The organism is Cognatundibacterium griseum, assembly GCF_014284195.1.
GTDB lineage: Bacteria > Pseudomonadota > Gammaproteobacteria > Burkholderiales > Burkholderiaceae_D > Undibacterium > Undibacterium griseum.
The window spans coordinates 290,734-312,516 of record NZ_JACOGC010000002.1 but is presented as its reverse complement, the minus strand read 5'-3'; the positions used below and the strand labels follow the sequence as shown (position 1 = coordinate 312,516).

24 protein-coding genes, 1 tRNA gene and 1 riboswitch are annotated in these 21,783 nt (G+C 51.0%); of the genes, 11 read left to right on the top strand and 14 right to left on the bottom strand.

All coding sequences use genetic code 11. From position 1 onward, the window contains the following. Positions 1 to 4 precede the first annotated feature (4 nt). The 14 genes from H8K27_RS05895 to H8K27_RS05830 form a co-directional block, all read right to left on the bottom strand. A complete protein-coding gene (locus tag H8K27_RS05895; RefSeq protein WP_176802283.1) occupies positions 5 to 481 on the bottom strand; it encodes a NuoB/complex I 20 kDa subunit family protein in 477 nt (158 codons plus the stop codon). Positions 482 to 487: 6 nt separating this feature from the next. Continuing rightward, positions 488 to 847, bottom strand: coding sequence for an NADH-quinone oxidoreductase subunit A (locus H8K27_RS05890; protein WP_176802284.1), 360 nt, complete (start codon positions 845 to 847; stop codon positions 488 to 490). Positions 848 to 960: 113 nt separating this feature from the next. Beyond that, positions 961 to 1,045 (bottom strand) — tRNA-Leu (locus H8K27_RS05885). An 84-nt stretch (positions 1,046 to 1,129) separates the two neighbouring features. Beyond that, positions 1,130 to 1,489 (bottom strand): preprotein translocase subunit SecG, encoded by a 360-nt coding sequence (secG, locus tag H8K27_RS05880; protein WP_186862260.1) that lies wholly within the window; start codon positions 1,487 to 1,489, stop codon positions 1,130 to 1,132. Between the two features lie 44 nt (positions 1,490 to 1,533). Then, complete coding sequence (gene tpiA / locus H8K27_RS05875) at positions 1,534 to 2,283, bottom strand: triose-phosphate isomerase (protein WP_186862259.1); 750 nt, start codon at positions 2,281 to 2,283, stop codon at positions 1,534 to 1,536. Positions 2,284 to 2,428: 145 nt separating this feature from the next. Continuing rightward, positions 2,429 to 3,415: an NAD(P)H-quinone oxidoreductase gene (locus tag H8K27_RS05870; protein ID WP_186862258.1), complete on the bottom strand. Its 987-nt coding sequence runs from the start codon at positions 3,413 to 3,415 to the stop codon at positions 2,429 to 2,431. A 90-nt stretch (positions 3,416 to 3,505) separates the two neighbouring features. Next, the gene (pnp, locus tag H8K27_RS05865) at positions 3,506 to 5,638 is read right to left on the bottom strand and encodes a polyribonucleotide nucleotidyltransferase (RefSeq protein ID WP_186862257.1); all 2,133 of its coding nucleotides are present in this window, start codon (positions 5,636 to 5,638) and stop codon (positions 3,506 to 3,508) included. Between the two features lie 208 nt (positions 5,639 to 5,846). Continuing rightward, a complete protein-coding gene (gene rpsO / locus H8K27_RS05860) occupies positions 5,847 to 6,116 on the bottom strand; it encodes a 30S ribosomal protein S15 (RefSeq protein ID WP_176802288.1) in 270 nt (89 codons plus the stop codon). 120 nt (positions 6,117 to 6,236) lie between these two features. Next, positions 6,237 to 7,775, bottom strand: a complete 1,539-nt coding sequence (locus H8K27_RS05855) for a 2-isopropylmalate synthase (protein WP_186862256.1) — start codon at positions 7,773 to 7,775, stop codon at positions 6,237 to 6,239. Positions 7,776 to 8,132: 357 nt separating this feature from the next. Beyond that, positions 8,133 to 8,999, bottom strand: coding sequence for a CDP-diacylglycerol--serine O-phosphatidyltransferase (gene pssA, locus H8K27_RS05850; protein WP_186862255.1), 867 nt, complete (start codon positions 8,997 to 8,999; stop codon positions 8,133 to 8,135). A 110-nt stretch (positions 9,000 to 9,109) separates the two neighbouring features. Next, complete coding sequence (locus H8K27_RS05845) at positions 9,110 to 9,838, bottom strand: SIMPL domain-containing protein (protein ID WP_186862254.1); 729 nt, start codon at positions 9,836 to 9,838, stop codon at positions 9,110 to 9,112. Positions 9,839 to 10,067: 229 nt separating this feature from the next. Then, complete coding sequence (ilvC, locus tag H8K27_RS05840) at positions 10,068 to 11,084, bottom strand: ketol-acid reductoisomerase (RefSeq protein ID WP_176802292.1); 1,017 nt, start codon at positions 11,082 to 11,084, stop codon at positions 10,068 to 10,070. Positions 11,085 to 11,186: 102 nt separating this feature from the next. Next, complete coding sequence (gene ilvN, locus H8K27_RS05835) at positions 11,187 to 11,678, bottom strand: acetolactate synthase small subunit (RefSeq protein ID WP_176802293.1); 492 nt, start codon at positions 11,676 to 11,678, stop codon at positions 11,187 to 11,189. Continuing rightward, positions 11,678 to 13,393, bottom strand: coding sequence for an acetolactate synthase 3 catalytic subunit (locus H8K27_RS05830; protein ID WP_186862253.1), 1,716 nt, complete (start codon positions 13,391 to 13,393; stop codon positions 11,678 to 11,680). Before H8K27_RS05830 ends, ilvN begins: the two co-directional genes overlap by 1 nt. Before the next feature lie 520 nt (positions 13,394 to 13,913). Here H8K27_RS05830 and H8K27_RS05825 point away from each other — a divergent pair. From H8K27_RS05825 to rarD, 11 genes are all read left to right on the top strand, one after another. Next, positions 13,914 to 14,486, top strand: coding sequence for an RNA polymerase sigma factor (locus tag H8K27_RS05825; protein WP_176802295.1), 573 nt, complete (start codon positions 13,914 to 13,916; stop codon positions 14,484 to 14,486). After that, positions 14,483 to 14,899, top strand: a complete 417-nt coding sequence (locus H8K27_RS05820; protein WP_186862252.1) for a DUF3619 family protein — start codon at positions 14,483 to 14,485, stop codon at positions 14,897 to 14,899. Before H8K27_RS05825 ends, H8K27_RS05820 begins: the two co-directional genes overlap by 4 nt. Before the next feature lie 2 nt (positions 14,900 to 14,901). After that, a complete protein-coding gene (locus tag H8K27_RS05815) occupies positions 14,902 to 15,564 on the top strand; it encodes a DUF3106 domain-containing protein (RefSeq protein WP_329604347.1) in 663 nt (220 codons plus the stop codon). A gap of 1 nt (position 15,565) precedes the next feature. Further along, entirely contained in the window at positions 15,566 to 16,075 is a 510-nt protein-coding gene (locus tag H8K27_RS05810; RefSeq protein ID WP_230418969.1) for an RDD family protein, read from the top strand. A 63-nt stretch (positions 16,076 to 16,138) separates the two neighbouring features. Next, complete coding sequence (locus tag H8K27_RS05805) at positions 16,139 to 16,810, top strand: TetR/AcrR family transcriptional regulator (protein ID WP_186862250.1); 672 nt, start codon at positions 16,139 to 16,141, stop codon at positions 16,808 to 16,810. Continuing rightward, a complete protein-coding gene (locus tag H8K27_RS05800; protein ID WP_186862249.1) occupies positions 16,807 to 17,388 on the top strand; it encodes an LOG family protein in 582 nt (193 codons plus the stop codon). The genes H8K27_RS05805 and H8K27_RS05800 overlap by 4 nt, the downstream gene beginning before the upstream one ends. A 134-nt stretch (positions 17,389 to 17,522) precedes the next feature. Further along, complete coding sequence (locus H8K27_RS05795) at positions 17,523 to 17,732, top strand: DUF3460 family protein (protein ID WP_186862248.1); 210 nt, start codon at positions 17,523 to 17,525, stop codon at positions 17,730 to 17,732. A 20-nt stretch (positions 17,733 to 17,752) separates the two neighbouring features. After that, positions 17,753 to 18,604: a segregation and condensation protein A gene (locus H8K27_RS05790; protein WP_329604346.1), complete on the top strand. Its 852-nt coding sequence runs from the start codon at positions 17,753 to 17,755 to the stop codon at positions 18,602 to 18,604. 80 nt (positions 18,605 to 18,684) lie between these two features. Beyond that, positions 18,685 to 19,524 (top strand): pantoate--beta-alanine ligase, encoded by an 840-nt coding sequence (gene panC, locus H8K27_RS05785; protein ID WP_176802302.1) that lies wholly within the window; start codon positions 18,685 to 18,687, stop codon positions 19,522 to 19,524. After that, positions 19,524 to 20,444, top strand: a complete 921-nt coding sequence (locus H8K27_RS05780) for a cobalamin-binding protein (protein ID WP_186862247.1) — start codon at positions 19,524 to 19,526, stop codon at positions 20,442 to 20,444. The genes panC and H8K27_RS05780 overlap by 1 nt, the downstream gene beginning before the upstream one ends. A gap of 121 nt (positions 20,445 to 20,565) precedes the next feature. Further along, complete coding sequence (gene rarD, locus H8K27_RS05775) at positions 20,566 to 21,447, top strand: EamA family transporter RarD (RefSeq protein WP_186862246.1); 882 nt, start codon at positions 20,566 to 20,568, stop codon at positions 21,445 to 21,447. Between the two features lie 219 nt (positions 21,448 to 21,666). Beyond that, positions 21,667 to 21,781: riboswitch (TPP riboswitch) on the top strand. The last annotated feature ends 2 nt before the right edge of the window (positions 21,782 to 21,783 follow it).

Sequence of the window (21,783 nt, the reverse complement as noted above, 5' to 3'; positions counted from 1 at the left end):
ACGATCAGCGCGCGATAGTATTCGTACGTTTAATCTTATTCTGCAACTGAATCACGCCATAAATGAGCGCTTCAGCTGTCGGCGGACATCCCGGCACATAAATATCAACCGGAACAATCCGGTCGCAACCACGCACAACCGAATACGAGTAATGATAATAACCACCGCCATTCGCACATGATCCCATGGAGATCACCCAGCGCGGCTCAGCCATCTGGTCATAAACTTTACGCAAAGCAGGCGCCATTTTATTACACAGAGTTCCCGCAACAATCATGACATCAGACTGCCGAGGCGAGGGACGAAACACCACGCCAAACCGGTCAAGATCATAACGAGATGCACCCGCATGCATCATCTCGACTGCGCAACATGCCAAACCAAAAGTCATTGGCCACATTGACCCGGTACGCGTCCAGTTAATCAGCTTATCAGCAGTCGTAGTAACAAAACCTTCGCTCAATACACCTTCAATAGCCATAATCAATCACTCCCAATCCAGAGCGCCTTTTTTCCAGATGTACCAAAAACCAACCGCAAATTCGAGCACAAAGCCCAGCATGATCAAGAAACCAGACCATCCCAGATCGCGCATCGCAACGCCCCAGGGAAAGAAAAATGCCGTCTCAAGATCAAACAAGATAAACAGAATCGCAATCAAATAATAGCGAACATCAAACTTCATACGCGCATCTTCAAATGCCTCGAAGCCACACTCATATGCAGATGTTTTTTGAGAATCCGGTTTATACGGAGCAAGAATCCGCCCCAGCAATTGCGGCACCACACCAACTCCGATGCCAACCAGAATAAAGAGAAGAACTGGGAAATAATTTTCGAGGTTCACGTTAGGCTACCTGTAATTGAACGCCATATGAAGCACACTGTTTACTCCTGATTTACATTCACGATAAACAGCCACTTCCTCGACCAAGCCATAAAATTTTTGGCTTATTTTTTTGGTGCCGACGACGAGACTCGAACTCGTACAGCTTTCGCCACTACCCCCTCAAGATAGCGTGTCTACCAATTTCACCACGTCGGCATAAGCCCGATATTCTACTATGTCTAACCTCATTGTTCAACGCACAATTGCGGATATCCAATATTTTTTTACCGGGCAATAAATTTATTTTGGAATCTGATTTATCGAAGCACCTGATTCAACCGGAGCAGATGCAGGAGCCGCAACCGTTGTTGCAGGCTTGGCGGAAACCGGCAAATTATCCATGACACCACCCGCCGCTTTTTTACCAGAGCCGACCACACCCAGCGCAAGAGTTGCACCGAAAAAGATTACTGCTGCCACACCTGTGGAACGAGACAAAAAATTTGAAGAACCAGTTGCCCCAAACAAGCTGCCAGAGGCACCAGAACCAAACGAAGCCCCCATGTCCGCACCCTTACCGTGCTGCAACAAAACCAGACCAACAATTGCCAGAGCAGACAAAACCTGAACAACAACTATCAAAGTAAAAAAAGCTTGCATTCCAACACCTAAAAATTTAATCAATCAAAAGAAAACAGCATCAGTCAGACTGCCGCAACAATCGCCAGAAAATCCGCAGACTTCAATGCAGCGCCGCCAATCAGCCCGCCATCAATATCCGCCATACGCAACAGCTCGGCAGCATTATCGGGCTTCATACTGCCACCATACAAAATACGCACAATATTTGCAGCAGCAACATCCCTGACGGCTATCTGCTGACGCAAAAATGCATGAACATCCTGAGCCATCTGCGGTGTCGCAGTTTTCCCTGTACCGATTGCCCACACCGGCTCGTAGGCAATAACGAGACGCGACAACTGCCCCGCATCCAAAACATCCAGCACAGCACGCAACTGCCCTGCAACCACAGAATTCGTCTGCCCACTTTCACGCTGCTCAAGCGTTTCTCCGACACACAGAACAGGCGTCAGATTATTAGCAAACGCCTGCAACACCTTCTGCGCCGTCAATTCATCAGATTCTGCATGATATGCGCGCCGCTCAGAATGGCCGATGATCACATACCGGCAAGCGCAGTCTGCCAGCATTGCCGCCGACACTTCGCCAGTAAAAGCCCCCTGCGGGTGAGCGGATACATCCTGCGCGCCCCAGGCAACAGCACTTTTCGCCAGCATTTCGGCGCACTGAGACAGATATGGCGCAGGCGCGCACACCAAAATGTCGCATGCAGGAGTATTCGATATTCCCGCTAAAATTTCTGAAAGAAGTAAACGGTTTGCGGCAAAGCTGCCGTTCATTTTCCAGTTACCAGCAATAAGTTTGCGTCGCATAGTAAGCCAAATGTAAATAACCGTCTATTGTATCGCGCCGCACAGGAGACGGTCAAACAAGGAGACAATATACCAACACCGACACGAACGACAATCGACACCCGATAAATGAACCTCACATCAAAGGAAAAACGGACTCATCCCTTCATACCGGACTGACCTGCAGCATAATTTTTCCGATATGCGCACCCTCTTCCATCATTTTGTGCGCCAGATCAGCACGCTCCAACGGAAAAACATGATGAATGACAGGCACAATCTCCTTTTTTTCAAGCAAAGGCCAGACCCGGGACTGCAATTGAGCAGCAATGGCAGCCTTGAAAGCAGGAGGACGTGGGCGCAACGTAGAACCGGTAATTGTCAATCTTCTCCTCAAAACCTGTCCCAGATCAACTTGCGCAGTAGAGCCGCCCAATAGCGCGATAATCACCAGCCGCCCATCATCCGCAAGACAATCAACTTCCTGGGGAACATAGCTCCCGGCAACCATGTCCAGGATAACGTCAACCCCCTTGCCGGCCGTCAACTCTTTCACCACCTCCGGAAATTTCTCAGTTTTATAATTAATCGCACGCTCCGCCCCCAGTTTTTCAGCGGCACGGCATTTTTCATCATTTCCTGCAGTCACAAACACCCGGTGCCCCATTGCTTTTGCAATCTGAATGGCAACAACACCGATGCCGGAAGTCCCACCCTGAACCAGCAAAGTTTGTCCCGGCGCAAGTCCTGCACGATCAAACACATTACTCCAGACAGTGAAATAAGTTTCCGGCAGCGATGCCGCCTCAAGCAAACTCAAACCATCAGGTATCCGCAGACATTGCTCTAATGGAGCGACGCAATACTCTGCATATCCACCACCCTGCACCAGTGCACAAACACGGCTACCCAATTCAAACCCGGAACCCTCCAGGTCTCCGCCAACAATCTCACCCGACACCTCCAGTCCGGGAATATCCGAGGCACCAGCAGGGACCGGGTAAAATCCAAGCCGCTGCAAAACGTCAGGCCTGTTGACACCGGCTGCATGCACCCTGATCAAGACCTCTCCAGGTCGATGGACTGGGATATCCCGCTCACACAGACGTAACATTTCTGGTGCTCCGTAAGCACTGATTTCGATCGCCCGCATGATGGCCTCCTGAGAAAAAACGACATTTTATGTTAATAAAAAAAAGCCCGCGCAATGCGCAGGCTTTTCATCCGAAATACGGAATAATGCTTATTGCTGCTGTTGTTGCTGCTGACCTTCACCATCCGTCAATGCAGCCTTCATCGACAATTTAAAGCGACCACGATCATCGGTCTCCAATACCTTGACCCGAACCTGCTGACCTTCCTTCAGGTAATCAGCAACGGCATTGACGCGCTCGTTAGCAATCTGGCTGATATGCAGCAAACCATCCTTACCAGGCATGATCTGCACGATGGCACCGAAGTCCAGCAATTTCAGTACTGTTCCCTCGTAAATCTTGCCAACCTCAACCTCAGCAGTCAGCTCTTCGATACGGCGCTTCGCTTCCTGACCTGCAGCAGCATCAACAGAGGCAATTGTAACCACACCCTCATCGCTGATATCAATCTGAGTACCGGTTTCTTCAGTCAGTGCACGGATAACAGCGCCACCCTTACCAATCACATCGCGGATTTTTTCCGGATTGATCTTGATCGTAATCAGGCGTGGTGCAAAGTCAGACAATTCAGTGCGAACAACTGGGACAGCCTCCTGCATTTTACCGAGAATATGAACGCGGCCTTCTTTAGCTTGCGCCAGAGCAACCTGCATAATTTCCTTGGTAATCCCCTGAATCTTGATATCCATCTGCAAGGCGGTAATACCTTGGGCAGTACCGGCAACCTTAAAGTCCATATCCCCCAGATGATCTTCATCACCCAGAATATCCGTCAGGACAGCAAACTTATTGCCTTCCTTGATAAGACCCATAGCAATACCAGCCACATGCGCCTTCATCGGCACACCGGCATCCATCAATGCCAGACAGCCACCGCAAACAGACGCCATGGATGAAGAACCGTTGGATTCGGTAATCTCAGAAACCAGACGAACGGAGTAACTGAATTCATCAGCTTCAGGCAAAGCAGCCTGAAGTGCACGCTTAGCCAGACGGCCATGACCGATTTCGCGACGCTTCGGTGTGCCAACACGACCAGTCTCACCGGTAGCGAAAGGTGGCATATTGTAGTGCAGCATGAAGCGGTCAGAATATTCACCCATCAGAGCATCAATCTTCTGCTCATCCCGAGCCGTACCCAGAGTCGCAATGACCAACGCCTGAGTTTCACCACGGGTGAACAGTGCAGTACCATGCGTGCGTGGCAACACGCCAGTACGGATCGTAATCGGACGCACGGTACGCGTGTCGCGACCATCAATACGTGGCTCACCTTCGAGAATCTGCGACCGGACAATTTTCGACTCCAGATCAAACAGAATATTTCCAACTTCAGCGCTATCAGGTGCAGCCACGCCCTGCGCAGCAGCCTGTTCAGCCAACACCGCACTGACAGTACCCGCTGCCGCCTTCAGTTGCTCAGTACGGGCCTGCTTTTCTTTTGTCTGGTAAGCAGCTCGCAACAGTGGCTCGGCGACTGCAGTCACAGCAGAAATCAGCGCTTCATTTTTCGGCGCTGGCGACCATTCCACTTCAGGTTTGCCGCCATCACGGACCAGATCATGAATGGCATCAATCACGGTCTTCATCTGCTCATGACCAAACACTACCGCACCCAGCATAATTTCTTCCGACAGCTGCTGCGCCTCCGATTCAACCATCAATACGGCAGCTTCGGTACCGGCAACCACCAGATCCATTTGGGAAGATTTCAACTGTGTCGCTGTCGGATTCAGGACATACTGTCCGTCAATATAGCCGACACGGGCCGCACCTACCGGGCCGTTAAACGGAATTCCGGACAAGCAGATCGCCGCCGAGGCACCGATCATGGAAGCGATATCCGGATCAATTTCAGGATTAACCGACAAAACATGCACGATCACCTGCACTTCGTTCAAATATCCCTCAGGAAATAACGGACGGATCGGACGATCGATCAGGCGTGACGTCAGCGTTTCCTTCTCTGAAGGACGTCCTTCACGTTTGAAAAAACCGCCTGGAATACGGCCAGCTGCATAGCTTTTTTCCATGTAGTCAACAGTCAGAGGGAAGAAATCCTGACCAGACTTAGCATCTTTTTTAGCAACAACTGTTGCCAATACAACGGTATCGTCAATCGACACCAGTACAGCACCAGAAGCCTGGCGTGCGATTTCTCCAGTTTCCAGCGTGACTGTATGCTGACCATATTGGAAGGTTTTGGTAACTTTATTAAACACAATGTGTCCTTTCTATTTTGCCGACAGATTTTCAGGCGCTGTCGTTCACCTCACCACAAGCAATCCTGCTGGATCGCTTTTTTGCCGATTTTCAGCGGATTTGCCGAAAATTTTGCCAAAATCAATAACGCTCAGATAAGCAAAAAGCCTGCGACAGAAAACTGACGCAGGCTTTTTACTATAAATTTTTTGCCAGGTTCAGCAAGAATTACTTACGCAGACCAAGCTTTTCGATCAGAGCGCGATAGCGGTTCAGATCTTTTGCTTTCAAGTAAGACAACAGGCTCTTACGACGGTTAACCATCATAATCAAACCACGGCGGGAATGATGATCTTTGGCGTGCGCCTTGAAGTGACCATTCAGGTCGTTAATACGCGCTGTCAGCAGGGCAACCTGAACTTCCGGAGAACCGGTGTCGTTCTGACCACGGGCATTGTCCGCAACAATCGCGGCTTTTGTATTTTTTTCGATAGACATTTTTTTCCTTTACATGCGATAGCAAGAGTCAGAAGCCTCAGCAGCAACCTTCACTATCGTGAAATAAAATCCCGCCGGAATGACGGGACCCGAGATCATAACATGAAAAATCAAACCAGATCAAATTTGCGGGTTCAGTTTCTCAGCTTTAGATTCCAGCTTATTCAATGCAGACAGATAGGCTTTGGCCGAAGCGACCACGATATCCGGATCAGCACCAACGCCATTCACGATCCGGCCGGATTTAGATAAGCGCATCGTCACCTCACCCTGGGATTGCGTTCCTGTGGTGATCGCATTGACGGAAAACAGCAATAACTCAGCACCACTGCTCACACGCGATTCAATCGCGTTCACAATCGCATCTACGGGACCATTACCGTTAGCCTCGCAACTGACTTCTTCCCCTTCCATGGAAAAAACCACTTTAGCGGCCGGCAATTCTCCGGTTTCAGAACGTTGCGCCAATGATACGAAATGGAACACATCACTTCCGCTGGCCTGCTCTTCGTCGGAAACCAGCGCCAGAATATCTTCATCAAAAATCTCAGATTTACGGTCTGCCAGTTCTTTGAATCTCGCAAAAGCTGCGTTTACCTCAGATTCAGAATCCAGCGCAATCCCCAACTCCTCCAGACGCTGTTTAAAGGCATTCCGGCCGGATAATTTACCCAAAACGATCTTATTCGCACTCCAGCCCACGTCTTCAGCCCGCATAATTTCATAGGTATCGCGCGCCTTGAGAATACCGTCCTGATGAATTCCGGACGCATGGGCAAACGCATTTGCACCGACCACTGCCTTATTTGGCTGAACCGCAAAGCCCGTGATCTGGGAAACCAGTTTTGATGCCGGCACGATCTGCGTGGCATCAATTCCCAATTCCAGATTAAAGTAATCTTTACGGGTACGGACCGCCATCACAATTTCTTCCAATGCGGTATTGCCGGCCCGCTCACCCAAACCGTTAATGGTGCACTCGACCTGACGCGCACCACCGATCATCACACCTGCCAGAGAGTTGGCAACTGCCATTCCCAGGTCGTTATGGCAATGCACAGACCAGATTGCCTTGTCGGAGTTCGGAATCCGCTCGCGCAAAGTCTTGAGCATATTTCCGTATAACTCTGGCACACCATATCCGACGGTGTCGGCAAAGTTAATGGTTGTTGCACCCTCTTTAATCACCGCCTCAATCACCCGGCACAGAAAATCCATCTCGGAACGGCTGCCATCTTCGGGACTGAATTCAACATCATCGGTAAAATTCCGGGCAAAGCGGACTGCCTGAATCGCCTGCTCCAATACCTGATCAGGACTCATGCGCAGTTTTTTTTCCATATGCAACGGGGAGGTTGCGATGAACGTATGGATACGCTTTCGTTGCGCCGCCTGTAAAGCCTCCGCAGCCCTTGCGATATCACGGTCATTTGCCCGTGACAGCGAGCAGATTGTGGAGTCCTTGATCGTTGCCGCAATCGCTTTGATCGCCTCAAAATCACCCGGAGAGGCGGCTGCAAAACCAGCTTCAATCACATCCACTTTCAGGCGCTCCAGCTGTTTCGCAATCCTGATTTTCTCGTCCTTGGTCATGGACGCGCCCGGAGACTGCTCGCCGTCACGCAATGTAGTATCAAATATGATGAGTTTATCTGCCATGATTTTCTCCTGAAGTTATTTGCCGAAACTGAACGTGCTGAGTGAAAAATTCTGAATATTCCCGGGCCAGCCCTTGCAAGACGCACACGGGTGGGGAGACTACTCGAATTGTGGGAATGGGGAATTTAGCGCGTTACCGCACTAGCAGGAAAGCCAATAGCACTAGCAGACGAGACATGTCTGCTGAAGATGCTGCACGGATGGTATTGGCTGTAAAGTTCATGCTCATGACTATAAGCGCGAACACGGAAAAGTGCAAGATTTTATGGCAGCAAATTCTGAATTAAATGCTGATAAAAAAAGAAAAGCCACGCAGTGTTCGGCACTACGTGGCATAGCATCAGAAAAAACAGAATTTTATTTTTTCTGATGCCCCTCTTCACTCGTCTGGATAATGCTGACCGGACGTCCTTTTCGCCAACGCCATAACAGAACGACATAACCGGATAGACCGTACAGAACAAACAATCCAAACAATACCTTAGGCGGATCACTGACCACGATCACATACACCAGCATCACCAGCAACGGTGCCATAAAAGGGACACTCTTTTTAAGATTAATGTCTTTGAAACTGTAAAATGGAACATTCGTCACCATCGTCAGCCCGGCAAACAGTGTAATACTCCAGGCACTCCAGCGCAGTTCAGATCCTGCAAAATGTAAATCGTCCATCAGCAACACAAATCCAGCGACCAGGGCTGCGGCAGCCGGACTGGGCAATCCCTGAAAATAACGTTTATCGACAATACTGATATTGGTATTAAACCGTGCCAGACGCAACGCCGCACCGGCACAATAAATAAACGCAGCCAGCCATCCCAGTTTATCCATGCCACGCAACGACCACTCATACACGACCAATGCCGGCGCCGCGCCAAAAGAAATCATATCTGACAAACTATCGTATTGCGCGCCAAACTCACTTTGTGTATTCGTCATACGCGCCACGCGGCCATCAAGACTGTCCAGCACCATCGCAATAAAAATTGCCAGTGCGGACTGGGAAAAACGCTGATCCATCGCCATCACAATCGCATAAAAGCCGCAGAAAAGTGCAGCGGTAGTGAATGCATTGGGTAATAGATAAATCCCGCGTGCACGCTTTACCGGCTGATCCGGCAAAACCTTTCCGTCAGGGTCCACGCGCAAATGCGGTTTGCGCACACCTTTCGGAAAAAGTTTGAAACTGCCTTTAGGCTGACGTCGGTTAAAAGATGGCATGCGGATACACTCAATAAAAACAGCCCGAACGTGTCGGGCAAAAAGCAACATTAGCGAGGAAGTATAACCGTGTTTAGATTATTGGAAAACAAACGCCGGCTGGAAAACGATTACCTGAAATGTACTTTCCCAGTGACACGGATTGTTAATGCGGTGATCCCCGGTTCAAAACTTGGCTCACTCACCGTCGCCTCCGCCCGCGAAGCCCTAAGCATCACCGGAGCTGCCGCATAACGCTGGATTTCATTCGCCGCTCCATCAAAATCCAGAGAATCAATCACCACGTCGCTCGTTTGCTTTCCAATTGTTTCGGTAATCGCACCGAGTTTCTCGGAGAAGTTCCGGTAGCCTGCCTGAATTCTTTCTTTCTCAGCCCGGGCAATCGCCGCGTCCGACAAACCGAACTGAATTCCATTCAATGCCATGATTTTCTGGGCAGCAGCAGCGGTGGCTGGCAACTGTTTTAAATTCGCTGTCCTGACTTCCAGATATTGTCCGGTACGCCACCCTGTCAGCACACGCTTACGCGGCTGCCCGGCCGGCGTTGCCGCATCCTCGCTGTAAACCGGATAACTGTAATAGCCTTTCGTCGACAGCAATGCCTGCGGATCTTCCTTGCGGATTGTTTCCGTACCAGCTTTCATTTTCTGGTTGACCCGCAATGCCGCTGCAGCCTTGTCTTTATCCTGCTCTTCGACAAAGAAACTGACCGTCGCCTGATCATTGTCTATTTTCAGCTCTGCACTACCCGTCACCGTCACTACGGCACCAGTCAGGTTTTGTCCGAACACGGGAAATGCAAACAGCAGGCTACCCGTCAATAAAATCATTTTTTTCATCACTGACTCCTGATACGGTGAATAGAATTTTTAATCAGACAATGATTTCCAGGCAAAGTTGCATGGGATATTTGTTGCTCATACAGACAATTTCAGAGCATATCGGCAATTCAGTCATGCATTCAGCTCATTAAAGCCTGTCTCCTAGTGCCTACCCCTTAGTAACAATCAAATAAAAAACCGCCCGTATAGGGCGGTTTTTTTACAAAACACATATCGCAGGAACTGATCAGTTCTTGGATTGATCCACCAGTTTGTTTTTAGCAATCCAGGGCATCATTGCGCGCAATTTAGCACCGACCTCTTCGATCTGGTGTTCAGCAGTCAGACGACGACGGGAGATCAGCGTAGGAGCGCCAGCCTTGTTTTCAAGAATAAAGCTTTTTGCATATTCGCCAGTCTGAATGTCTTTCAGGCATTGGCGCATCGCATTTTTGGTGTCTTCAGTCACGACACGTGGACCGGTCACATATTCACCGTATTCTGCATTATTGGAGATTGAATAATTCATGTTGGCGATACCGCCTTCATAAATCAGATCAACGATCAGCTTCAGTTCATGCAGGCATTCGAAGTAGGCCATTTCAGGCGCATAACCGGCTTCAACCAGTGTCTCGAAACCAGCTTTGATCAGCTCAACTGTACCGCCGCACAGAACTGCCTGCTCACCAAACAGATCAGTCTCAGTTTCTTCGCGGAAGTTGGTTTCGATAATGCCAGCGCGGCCACCGCCATTTGCCATCGCGTAGGACAAAGCGATATCACGTGCAGAACCGGATTTGTCCTGATACACAGCGATCAGATGAGGCACGCCACCACCCTGTGTGTAAGTGCCGCGTACAGTATGACCAGGGGCCTTAGGCGCAATCATGATAACGTCCAGGTCAGCACGGGGAACAACCTGACCATAATGCACGTTGAAACCATGCGCAAATGCCAGCACTGCGCCTTGCTTGGCGTGCGGAGCAACGTTTTCATTGTAGACCTGAGCGATATTTTCATCTGGCAGCAAAATCATGATGACGTCAGCTGCTTTCACCGCTTCATTGACTTCAGCGACATTCAGACCAGCATTTTTTGCCTTATCCCAGGAAGCACCGCCTTTACGCAGAGCGACGGTCACTTTACAACCGGAATCGTTGAGGTTTTGCGCGTGAGCATGCCCCTGTGAGCCATAGCCGATGATGGTGACATTTTTGCCTTTGATCAGGGAGAGATCACAATCTTTATCGTAAAAAACTTTCATTTTATATCCTGTCCGTTAAATAATTTATTTGAATTCATTCTGATAATTTTTGTTGGCTGGCAATTGCTGCATCGTTGTTTGCCAGAGCCAGCCCGGCACTGCTTACACCTTCAGGATGCGCTCACCACGCCCGATGCCAGAACCACCGGTTCTGACTGTTTCGAGAATTGCAGTACGATCGATCGAGTCAATAAAAGCATCCAGTTTGCTCTTGTTGCCTGTCAATTCGATGGTGTAGGTTTTTTCGGTGACGTCAATGATGCGACCGCGGAAAATATCTGCCGTGCGCTTCATTTCCTCACGCTCCTTGCCTACTGCCCTGACCTTGATCAGCATCAGCTCCCGTTCGATATGAGAGCCTTCAGTCAGATCAACCACTTTCACTACCTCAATCAGGCGATTCAGGTGTTTTGTGATCTGTTCAATGATGTCGTCGGAACCGGAGGTCACGATCGTCATGCGGGACAGTGTTGCATCTTCGGTCGGTGCAACCGTCAGAGTCTCAATGTTATAGCCTCGCGCAGAAAACAAACCGACTACACGCGACAGAGCGCCAGCCTCATTTTCAAGGAGAATGGAAATAATATGTCTCATCACAGATCCTCCGAACCGAGCAGCATTTCAGTCAGACCTTTTCCTGCCTTCACCATCGGCCAGACGTTTTCGGTCTGATCGGTAATAAAGTTCATGAATACCAGCCGATCTTTCATACCGAAAGCCTCACGGACAGCACCATCCACATCAGCAGGATTTTCGATTTTCATGCCAACATGACCGTAAGCCTCAACCAGCTTGGTGAAGTCAGGCAAGGAATCCATGTACGATTCCGAATAACGTGAACCATAATCAATCTGCTGCCACTGCCGCACCATGCCGAGAAAGCGGTTATTCAGCAAAATAATTTTCGGTGTCAGATGATACTGTTTGCAGGTTGCCAGCTCCTGGATACACATCTGGATTGAAGCCTCACCGGTAATGCAGGCTACGGTCGCGCCGGGATTTGCCATCTGCACACCCATGGCATACGGCAAACCGACGCCCATGGTTCCAAGTCCACCAGAATTGATCCAGCGGCGTGGTTTATCGAAGCGATAGTATTGCGCTGCCCACATCTGGTGCTGACCAACGTCAGAAGTCACGAATGCGTCGCCGCGCGTCACCTCCCAGACTTTTTCGACAACAGACTGTGGTTTGATCACATCGTCCGACAAGCTGTATTTCAGGCACTCGCGTCCGCGCCATTCGTTGATCTGCTTCCACCAGGCAGCAAGCGCCTTCTGATCTGGCCGAGTTTCAACAGAATTCAGCTGCGACAGCATCTCCTGCAGCACATCTTTCACATTACCGACGATAGGTATATCGACTTTAACCCGCTTGGAAATGGAAGACGGATCAATATCAATATGAATGATCTTGCGCGGATGAGACGCGAAATGTTTGGGATTACCAATCACGCGGTCATCAAAGCGGGCACCGATTGCAATCAGCACGTCACAGTGCTGCATCGCCATGTTGGCTTCGTAAGTGCCATGCATACCCGGCATTCCAACGAACTTCTCATCGCTGGCGCGGTAGGCACCGAGCCCCATGAGCGTATTTGTGCACGGATAACCCAGCATATCAATCAGCTGATTCAATTCCGGTGCAGCATGCGCCAGAATCACGCCGCCACCGGTGTAAATCATCGGACGCTCAGCCTGAAGCAACAATTGCACCGCCTTGCGGATCTGTCCTGCATGACCTTTGTCTACCGGTTTGTAAGAACGCATCTCCACTTCCTTCGGATAGTGGTAGGTGGTCTTGTGCATACTGATATCTTTCGGGATATCCACCAGCACCGGCCCCGGACGGCCGGTTGTCGCGATAAAGAAGGCTTTTTTAACCGTCTCTGCCAGATCGCGAACGTCTTTGACCAGGAAATTATGCTTAACGCAAGGACGGGTAATACCGACGGTGTCGCACTCCTGGAAAGCATCCTGGCCGATCACGGCGCTTGGCACTTGTCCGGAAATCACCACCATAGGAATAGAATCCATGTAAGCCGTTGCCAGGCCCGTCACTGCATTGGTGACGCCTGGTCCGGATGTCACAATAGCGACACCGACTTTACTGGAAGAACGGGAATAAGCATCAGCAGCATGAATTGCGGCCTGTTCATGGCGAACCAGCACGTGCTGAAACTTGTCCTGATTGAAAATTGCATCGTAGATGTAGAGTACTGCGCCGCCCGGATATCCGAAAACGTGCTCAACACCCTCTTCGGCCAGACACTTTACCAGTATCTCTGCGCCTGTTAACTCTGAACTCATTATGTTGTCCTTTCAAGGTCCATAGGAAATTGATCGGATGTTCTTTCCTGCGAAATCACGTTATCAGGCCGGTAAACTGATATTCCTTTTTGTGCGGGCATATTCTCCTTCACACATCCGTTGGACATGGTTCCAGACAATACTTGAAGCACTCGTTCAATCAGTGGTAAGGCTTTACAACGACAGACTTCTCACGCTTATGGCATGGGTCAGAACAAACAGCTAATTAAAGCGCACCTGCCGGGTATAGCATTGTGGGCTATGTCAGTCAGGTATTGGTGCCCCGAGATTTTGGGGCGAGGTCATACGGTACTGCGTCGCAGCATTTTGGTCAAGCGGAATTATTTCAGATTTGATGAAAAATCTGACCGGCAAATGTTTCAGGATGACAAAAATGGGGACACAATAAGGTATTTTTGCTAGCATATGCGCAATTTTAAATACCAGCATCCGTCAACGGCAATATTCCGGCCTGCGTTTTAAACTTGGCTGGGTAAGTAAATAAAGACGATCGCCAACAATGGCTACAGATAAAGAATTATCAAATTTCCTCGAAAATGTAGAAAGACGCGCCTTCAAGCACGCCGTCTACACTGTGAGGAATGAAGAATCCGCCCTGGATATTGTTCAGGAAGCGATGATCAAACTCTCTGAAAAATATGGTGATAAACCTGCCAATGAGCTGCCCATGCTTTTTCAGCGCATTTTACAAAATACGATTCTGGATTTTTTCAGAAGGGAAAAAGTCAGAAATACCTGGGTCAGCCTGTTCTCCAGCATTACCCCTGCGAATAATCAGGAAGACGATAACTTTGATTTGCTGGAAAGTTATGCCGCTGAAGAAGGCACTGAAGCAGCCGAATCCACAGCGGACAAGATAGAACGTGAGCAAGTTCTCAATATTATTGACGATGAAATAAAAAAACTGCCTGCGCGTCAACGGGAAGCCTTCCTCATGCGTTACTGGGAAGACATGGATGTGGCGGAAACAGCCGCGGCAATGGGCTGTTCTGAAGGCAGTGTCAAAACGCATTGCTCCCGTGCAACTCACGCATTGGCCGCAACACTCAAGGCTAAAGGAATACAGCTATGAACTACTCAAAAGAATCCAGAGATCTCGACTTTGCTTACAAAGTAAGGCGGGCGCTGAATGAATCAGCAGAAAACATCCCCGCTCCGGCTCTGGAGCGACTGGCACAGGCACGCAAACTGGCACTGTCCCGTAAAAAGCAGGAAGCACCGGTGGCAGTGCTGGCACTGAAAAGTGTTTTTGCCGGTAACAACGGATTATCGTTTCAGGGCCCCGGTTCATGGCTTGGCCGCCTCGGTATGCTGCTGCCATTGCTAGTGCTGATTGCGGGCCTGATAGGTATTTACGAATACGAACAGCAGCAAAATATCAACGAACTCGCTGATATTGATACAGCAGTACTGGTTGATGAGCTGCCTCCGGCTGCTTATGTGGATACAGGCTTCACGGCATATCTGAACAAAGCGGAGGAATAAGCGTGTCGTTCAAAAGCTGGCGTCAGATCGGTCTTTTTCTCATTATTTCTCTCTTCCTTCCGGTGGCGAATGCCGGCGGAAGCGCCGCGCAGCCTGCAACGGCTGCCGTTTCCACCGCACATCCATCCTGGTCGGAACTAACCCCCATTCAAAAACAGGCGCTGACTCCTTTAGCTGGCGAATGGGACAAGCTGACTGAGCAACGCAAGAAAAAGTGGCTGGAAATCGCCACCCGCTATGCCAGCATGAAACCTGATGAGCAAGCCAGAATGCAGGAAAGAATGCGCGACTGGCTGAAACTGACACCGGAACAACGGATGGCAGCAAGGGAAAATTACGCCAAGGCAACACAAGTCAAGCCTGAGCAAAAATCAGCGCAATGGCAACAATATCAGCAGTTAAGTCCGGAAGAAAAAAAACGCCTTGCCGATGAGCACGAAAAAAAGAAACGACTGACTAATTTATCAGCTGAATCGATCAGAAATCCGCAGGCATTGCCGCCACTGAAGCAAGTACACAAACCAGCGGTCATCAAACCACAACCGGTGATTGCTCCTGCCCCGGCAAGCAATGCGGCAGCCAGCCTGCCTGCCGTCACACCACCAGCTCCGCCGGCAGACCCCGTTGCAGACTCTGCTGCATCATCCACTCAGACAAGTAAATAAATTGACCGGATTGCAAGCACCACTGTTACGCCGCAGACTGATCTGCATGGTCTATGAAGCGATGCTGTTGTTTGGCATCGTTTTTGTTTCGGGATTTATTTTCGATGTGATTACCCAAAGCAGGCACGCGCTGATGTTGCGGCACCTCAGGCAATTCTGGCTGTTTCTCGTGATCGGTGCTTATTTCGTATTTTGCTGGAGCCGTTCCGGACAGACACTGGCGATGCAGACCTGGCGCATCCGGGTCACTGATCTCGATGGCAGCCGCGTGCCGGTGATAAAGGCTGTTGTCCGTTATTGCCTGTCGTGGGTGTGGTTTTTGCCCGCCATGGCGCTGGACTATCAGTTCGGACTCAAAGAATGGCATATGGTCATCGTCGTGGCTCTGGGCATCGCGGGCTGGGCGCTGACAGCCAGAATGGACAAGGATGGACAGTTTTTGCATGACAGGCTGGCAAAAACCCGACTGATTCATGTTCCGGCAGAGACCAGACTGACAACACAGGCATAGCTCAGTTTTGCTGTTGCGCTGAAGGATGTTATTCTTATGAAATAATCTACCGAGAAGAATGACATGCAACACAAAGCTCCTCGCCGTACTCGGGAACGCATCCTCGAATTATCCCTGCGACTGTTTAATGAATTTGGTGAACCCAACATCACCACGACGGTCATCGCCGAAGAAATGAATATTTCCCCCGGCAATCTTTATTACCATTTTCGAAACAAAGACGACATTGTTAATTCCATCTTCACACAGTTTGAAGCGGAAATTAACAAAAAACTCGCCTTCCCCCAGGGGCGCAAAGCCAACATTCAGGATATCTGGACTTACCTGCATCTGACTTTTGAGCTGGTCTGGCGTTATCGCTTCTTTTACCGCGACCTGAATGACCTGCTGTCGCGCAACCGCAAACTGGAACTGAATTTCAAGGAAATCCTGTCGCATAAAATCAAAGTCGCCACCGAACTTTGCATCGGTTTGCGCACAGACGGAGAATTCGAAGCCACGGACATGGATATTGATGCGCTGGCCACCAATATGGTGGTGGTAGCCACCTACTGGCTGTCTTATGAATATGTCCGTAATCCGCGCAAATATACCGAATTACAGACTATGTCCGAATCGCTGGCACGCGGCTGCTATCAGGTGATCGTGCTCATCAGCCCCTATCTGCGGGGTGAAACCAAACAGGTGTTTGAAAAACTGTCGCAAGACTATCTGCGCAAAATTAATCCGGCATGAAGAATATCTGCGTGTATTGCGGCTCATCCCCGGGGATTTCTCCGATCTACGCCGATGCCGCCAGACAGCTCGGCCGCACGCTGGTCAGCCAGCAGTTCAATCTGGTCTATGGCGGTGGTAACGTCGGACTCATGGGTATCATTGCGGATGAAGTGATGCGCTGCGGCGGCCATGTGACCGGCGTGATTCCACAGGCACTCATGAATAAGGAAGTCGGCCACCACGGACTGACGCAGCTGCACATCGTGAGCAATATGCATGAGCGCAAGGCCATGATGGCTGAATTGTCCGATGCTTTCATTGCCATGCCGGGTGGCATCGGAACACTGGAAGAGCTATTTGAAGTCATGACCTGGGCGCAACTCGGCTTTCATGAAAAACCTGTGGGCCTGCTCAATCCGGCGGGATTTTATGACGGGTTGCTGCAATTTCTGAATCATACCCAGCAACAGGGATTCATGCGCCCGGCGCATCTGGATCTGCTGTTTGCCAGCGATGATCCGTTGCAGTTGCTGCAGCATTTCCTGACCTATCAGCCGGTGCATGTCCGCAAATGGGTCGAAAGCCGCGATTTATAAGCTGTGCCCGCCTGTCGGATTACAGTAACGCTCCTGCTCTTATCCTGCTTCTATTCAGCCGGAAATGCGGCATCAGTCTGAATACAGAGTAAAATGCCGCTTCGTCCGTTCCTTTACGTGTTCATTTCAACATCATGAAATTTTCCAAGCAATTTTCCCTGTACGAATCCGAAGCTACGAACTTTATCCAAAGCCTCAAGAGCGCCAATCCCAAACTCGAACAAAGCCAGCGCGACGGACGTGCGCTGCTCTGGGACAAAGCGCCGATTGACCTGGATCAGCAAAAACGTACTCTGGAATCCCGTGTGGCACAACAGCCCTACGTGTATCAGACTAAAGGCTGACCTGCACAGGCGCAACGCTGGTGACCTCCACAGAGCTTCCTCCGATCGAATTACCTCCGGGTGCCGTTGACAGCACCCCGGACGTCATTGATGGCATGGCTTTCGCCAGGCTGTATGGCGAACCTTTGTTCAAGCTGCCCAACGACTTATACATCCCTCCGGATGCGCTGGAAGTTTTTCTGGAAGCTTTTGAAGGGCCGCTGGATCTGCTGCTGTACCTGATCCGCAAACAGAATTTCAATATTCTGGATATTCCTATGGCGCAAGTCACGCTGCAATATCTGAAGTACGTGGATCAGATCCGCAAACATAATCTGGAGCTGGCGGCAGAGTATCTGCTGATGGCGGCCATGCTGATTGAAATCAAGTCTCGCATGCTGCTGCCCTCAGCCAAAACCACCGAGGGCGAAGAAGCGGAAGATCCGCGCGCAGAACTGGTACGCCGTTTGCTGGAGTATGAGCAGATGAAGCTCGCCGCCTATGACCTGAATGCCATTCCTCAGCTTGGCAGAGATTTTCTGCGTGCGCAGGTATTCATCGAACAAAATACTGTCCTGCACTGGCCACACGTTGAAATCGCCGACATCCAGGCGGCCTGGGCTGATGTTCTGAAACGCGCGACGCTGGTCGCACATCACAAAATCAGCCGCGAGGAACTGTCTGTGCGCGAACATATGTCGGGCATTCTGCGCAAGCTGCAGTCGGCACGCTTTGTCGAATTTTCTGAATTATTCGATCCGTCGCGCGGCGCACCGGTGCTGGTGGTGAACTTTGTGGCGCTGCTGGAACTCGCCAAAGAAACGCTGATCGAGATCACACAGGCAGAGGCTTTTGCTCCGATTTATGTACGACTGGCCTATTCGCCAGTCTGACCCGCTTCCGGTGCAGAACAGAATCACCAGAAACATCTGCCGCTCATTATCCCAATATCATTGATATCGCTGACACACTCATGAAAATCATCTCCTCCATCGAAGAACTGCGCGACCATCTGAGTGGCCAGTTACGCACCGCATTCGTCCCGACCATGGGCAATCTGCACGACGGCCACCTGTCGCTGATGCGGCTTGCAAAAAAACATGGCGATCCTGTCGTTGCTTCGATTTTCGTCAACCGCCTGCAGTTCGGCCCCAACGAAGATTTCGATAAATATCCCCGCACGTTCCAGGCCGACGTCGAAAAACTGGAAAAAGAAGGCGTCTACATCCTGTTCGCACCGACTGAAAAAGATATGTACCCTGAGCCGCAGGAATACCGTGTCCGTCCACCAGACGATCTGGGTAATATCCTCGAAGGTGAATTCCGGCCTGGTTTTTTTACCGGCGTAACCACGGTTGTTCTGAAACTGTTTTCCTGCGTACAGCCGCGGGTGGCAGTGTTTGGGAAAAAAGATTATCAGCAGCTGATGATCGTGCGCAATATGAGTAAGCAGTTTGCCCTGCCGACCCAGATTATCGCCGCCGAAACCTACCGGGCGGAAGATGGCCTGGCGCTCTCTTCCCGTAACCGTTACCTGTCTGACGAAGAACGCGCCGAAGCGCCGGCACTGTACCGTGCACTGCATGAAGTGGCGGAAGAAGTTCGCGCCGGACATCTCGATATGTTTGAACTGGAACGCTCTGCCATGGCGAAGCTGGCTGAACGCCACTGGAAACCCGATTACATCGCCGTGCGCAAACAGGCCGACCTGCAACCGCCTTCTGCCGGTGATCTGGCGCAGGGCGTCCCGATGGTGGTACTGGCAGCGGCCAAACTCGGCGGCACCCGTCTGATCGACAATCTGGAAATCTGATGCGCCTGCACGTGCATCTGCCAGCACGTCTGTACCGTGCTGCCACCTGCGTCGCCGCCGTTGCCGCTGCGGCCCTGAGCCTGCTGGCGATGCCAGCGCATGCAGCTGTCAGCGTGAAGGACGATGCGCAGCGCAATGTAACACTGAACCAGCCGGCACGTCGCATCATCAGCCTGGCGCCGCATGCGACTGAATTGCTGTTTGCTGCCGGTGCCGGATCACAGATTGCGGCCATCAGCGATTACAGCAACTTCCCGGATGCGGCGAAAACCCTGCCATCTGTCGGTAATGTGTTTGCGCTGGATCTGGAAAGATTGCTGGCATACCAGCCTGACCTGATCGTGATCTGGGGTACCGGCAATGCCCGCTCACTGGCCAACAAACTGCGCGATCAGCACCTGCCGGTCTTCGAAAGCGAGCCGCGTGATTTTGAGATGGTGGCCAGTTCGATCGAGCGCCTGTCCGTGCTGGCAGGGACTACCGCCACAGGCAAAGCAGCAGCACAGGAATTCCGCCAGCGGCTTGCGATGATTCAGCAACGTTATCAGCAACCGGCTTCGACTCCACCGGTCCGGGTGTTTTACCAGGTATGGAACAAGCCGCTGATGACACTCAATGATTCACATCTGGTCTCGGCGGCCATCCGTCTGTGCGGCGGACAAAACATCTTTGGTCATCTGAAAGAAATCAGCCCTACGGTGACTACTGAAGCCGTGCTGGCAGCTAATCCGGATGCCATCATCACGGGAGGTGACAATACCGACAGCCTGCAATCCTGGCGCAGTTTCGGTGTGCTGAATGCCAACAAGAAAGGGCATTTTTATGCGATTCCGGCAGACTGGCTCAATCGTGCCGGCCCCCGCATTCTGGACGGCACCGAAGCGCTGTGCAAAGCAATTGCCGCAGCCCGCGCCCGCTGATACTTCATCTGTTTCACCCTGCCTCCCCGCATTTAATCAGGTCTTTCTCAGCAGAAAATCAGCATTGCGGGGATAATCATGCCTTCAGCTGCACCGGCAGCTATCATTCTGGAATTTTCTGATGCGTAAAGGCACATTACTGGCGGGTTCCGCCTATACCATCTGGGGTTTGTTTCCCCTGTATTTCAAGGCATTACACAGTGTTCCGGCACTGGAAATTCTGCTCAACCGCATGCTCTGGTCGCTACTGTTTCTGGCAGGTGTCCTGGCATGGCGCCGCCAATGGTCATGGATCAGTGAGACAGCCCGCCAGCCCAAAGTGATCGGCGGATTTGCACTCAGCGCCCTGCTGTTATCGGCTAACTGGTTCGTGTATATCTGGGCAGTGAACGACGGCCATGTGATTGATGCCAGTCTCGGTTATTTCATCACTCCGCTGGTGAATATTCTGATCGGCTCGGTCTTTTTGCGGGAACGCCTGCGTTACGGTCAATGGCTGGCGGTGGCATTTGCCGCGCTGGGCGTAGGCTGGCTCACCTGGCAGACTGGCCGCCTGCCCTGGGTCGGCCTGACGCTGGCACTGACGTTCGGCACCTATGGTCTGCTGCGTAAAACCTCCGCGCTCGGTGCACTGGAGGGCTTATCGCTGGAAACCGCGCTGCTGTTCCCGTTTGCTGCCGCTTATCTGTGCTGGCTCAGTCTGCATGGTGGCAATGCCCTGCTGACGCAGGGGACGGATATCCAAATGCTGCTGGCGCTCAGCGGCCCGGTGACCGCCATCCCCTTACTGCTGTTTGCCGCCGGCGCACGCAGAATCCCGATGACCACGCTCGGCTTACTGCAATACATTGCGCCCATGGTGCAATTGCTGCTCGGCGTGTGGCTGTTTCACGAAGCATTTGACCAGCATAAATTGTTCGGCTTCATTGCTATCTGGGCAGCGCTGGTGATCTATTCGGCAGAAGGCCTGTGGCTCAGTTTCCGCACTCCAAAATCTGCCTGATATCATGAAATACAGGGGAGTATCTGTATTTTTCGGCTGTTAGTCCAGATAAAATAAGGTCTTTTTAAAATACTCCCCCCAGTATATCCCTGCCGACACGCCCCGCTGCCTGCTCATGATCCCGTCAACGCAGTCCGGCACAGACGGCGGGTACTGGTAATTCACGGCATGCCATCCTCCCTGATTTAGGCCGGGACATACCGAAACATGGTAAAGTAGCGGCTTCGCTAGGGGTCCTGGAACAGAGCAGCATCAAGCAGCATTGTTCCGGGTGAGAGAGTCCCTTCTACCTGATCTGGATAATGCCAGCGAAGGGAAGCGCAAAGTCCACGTCCA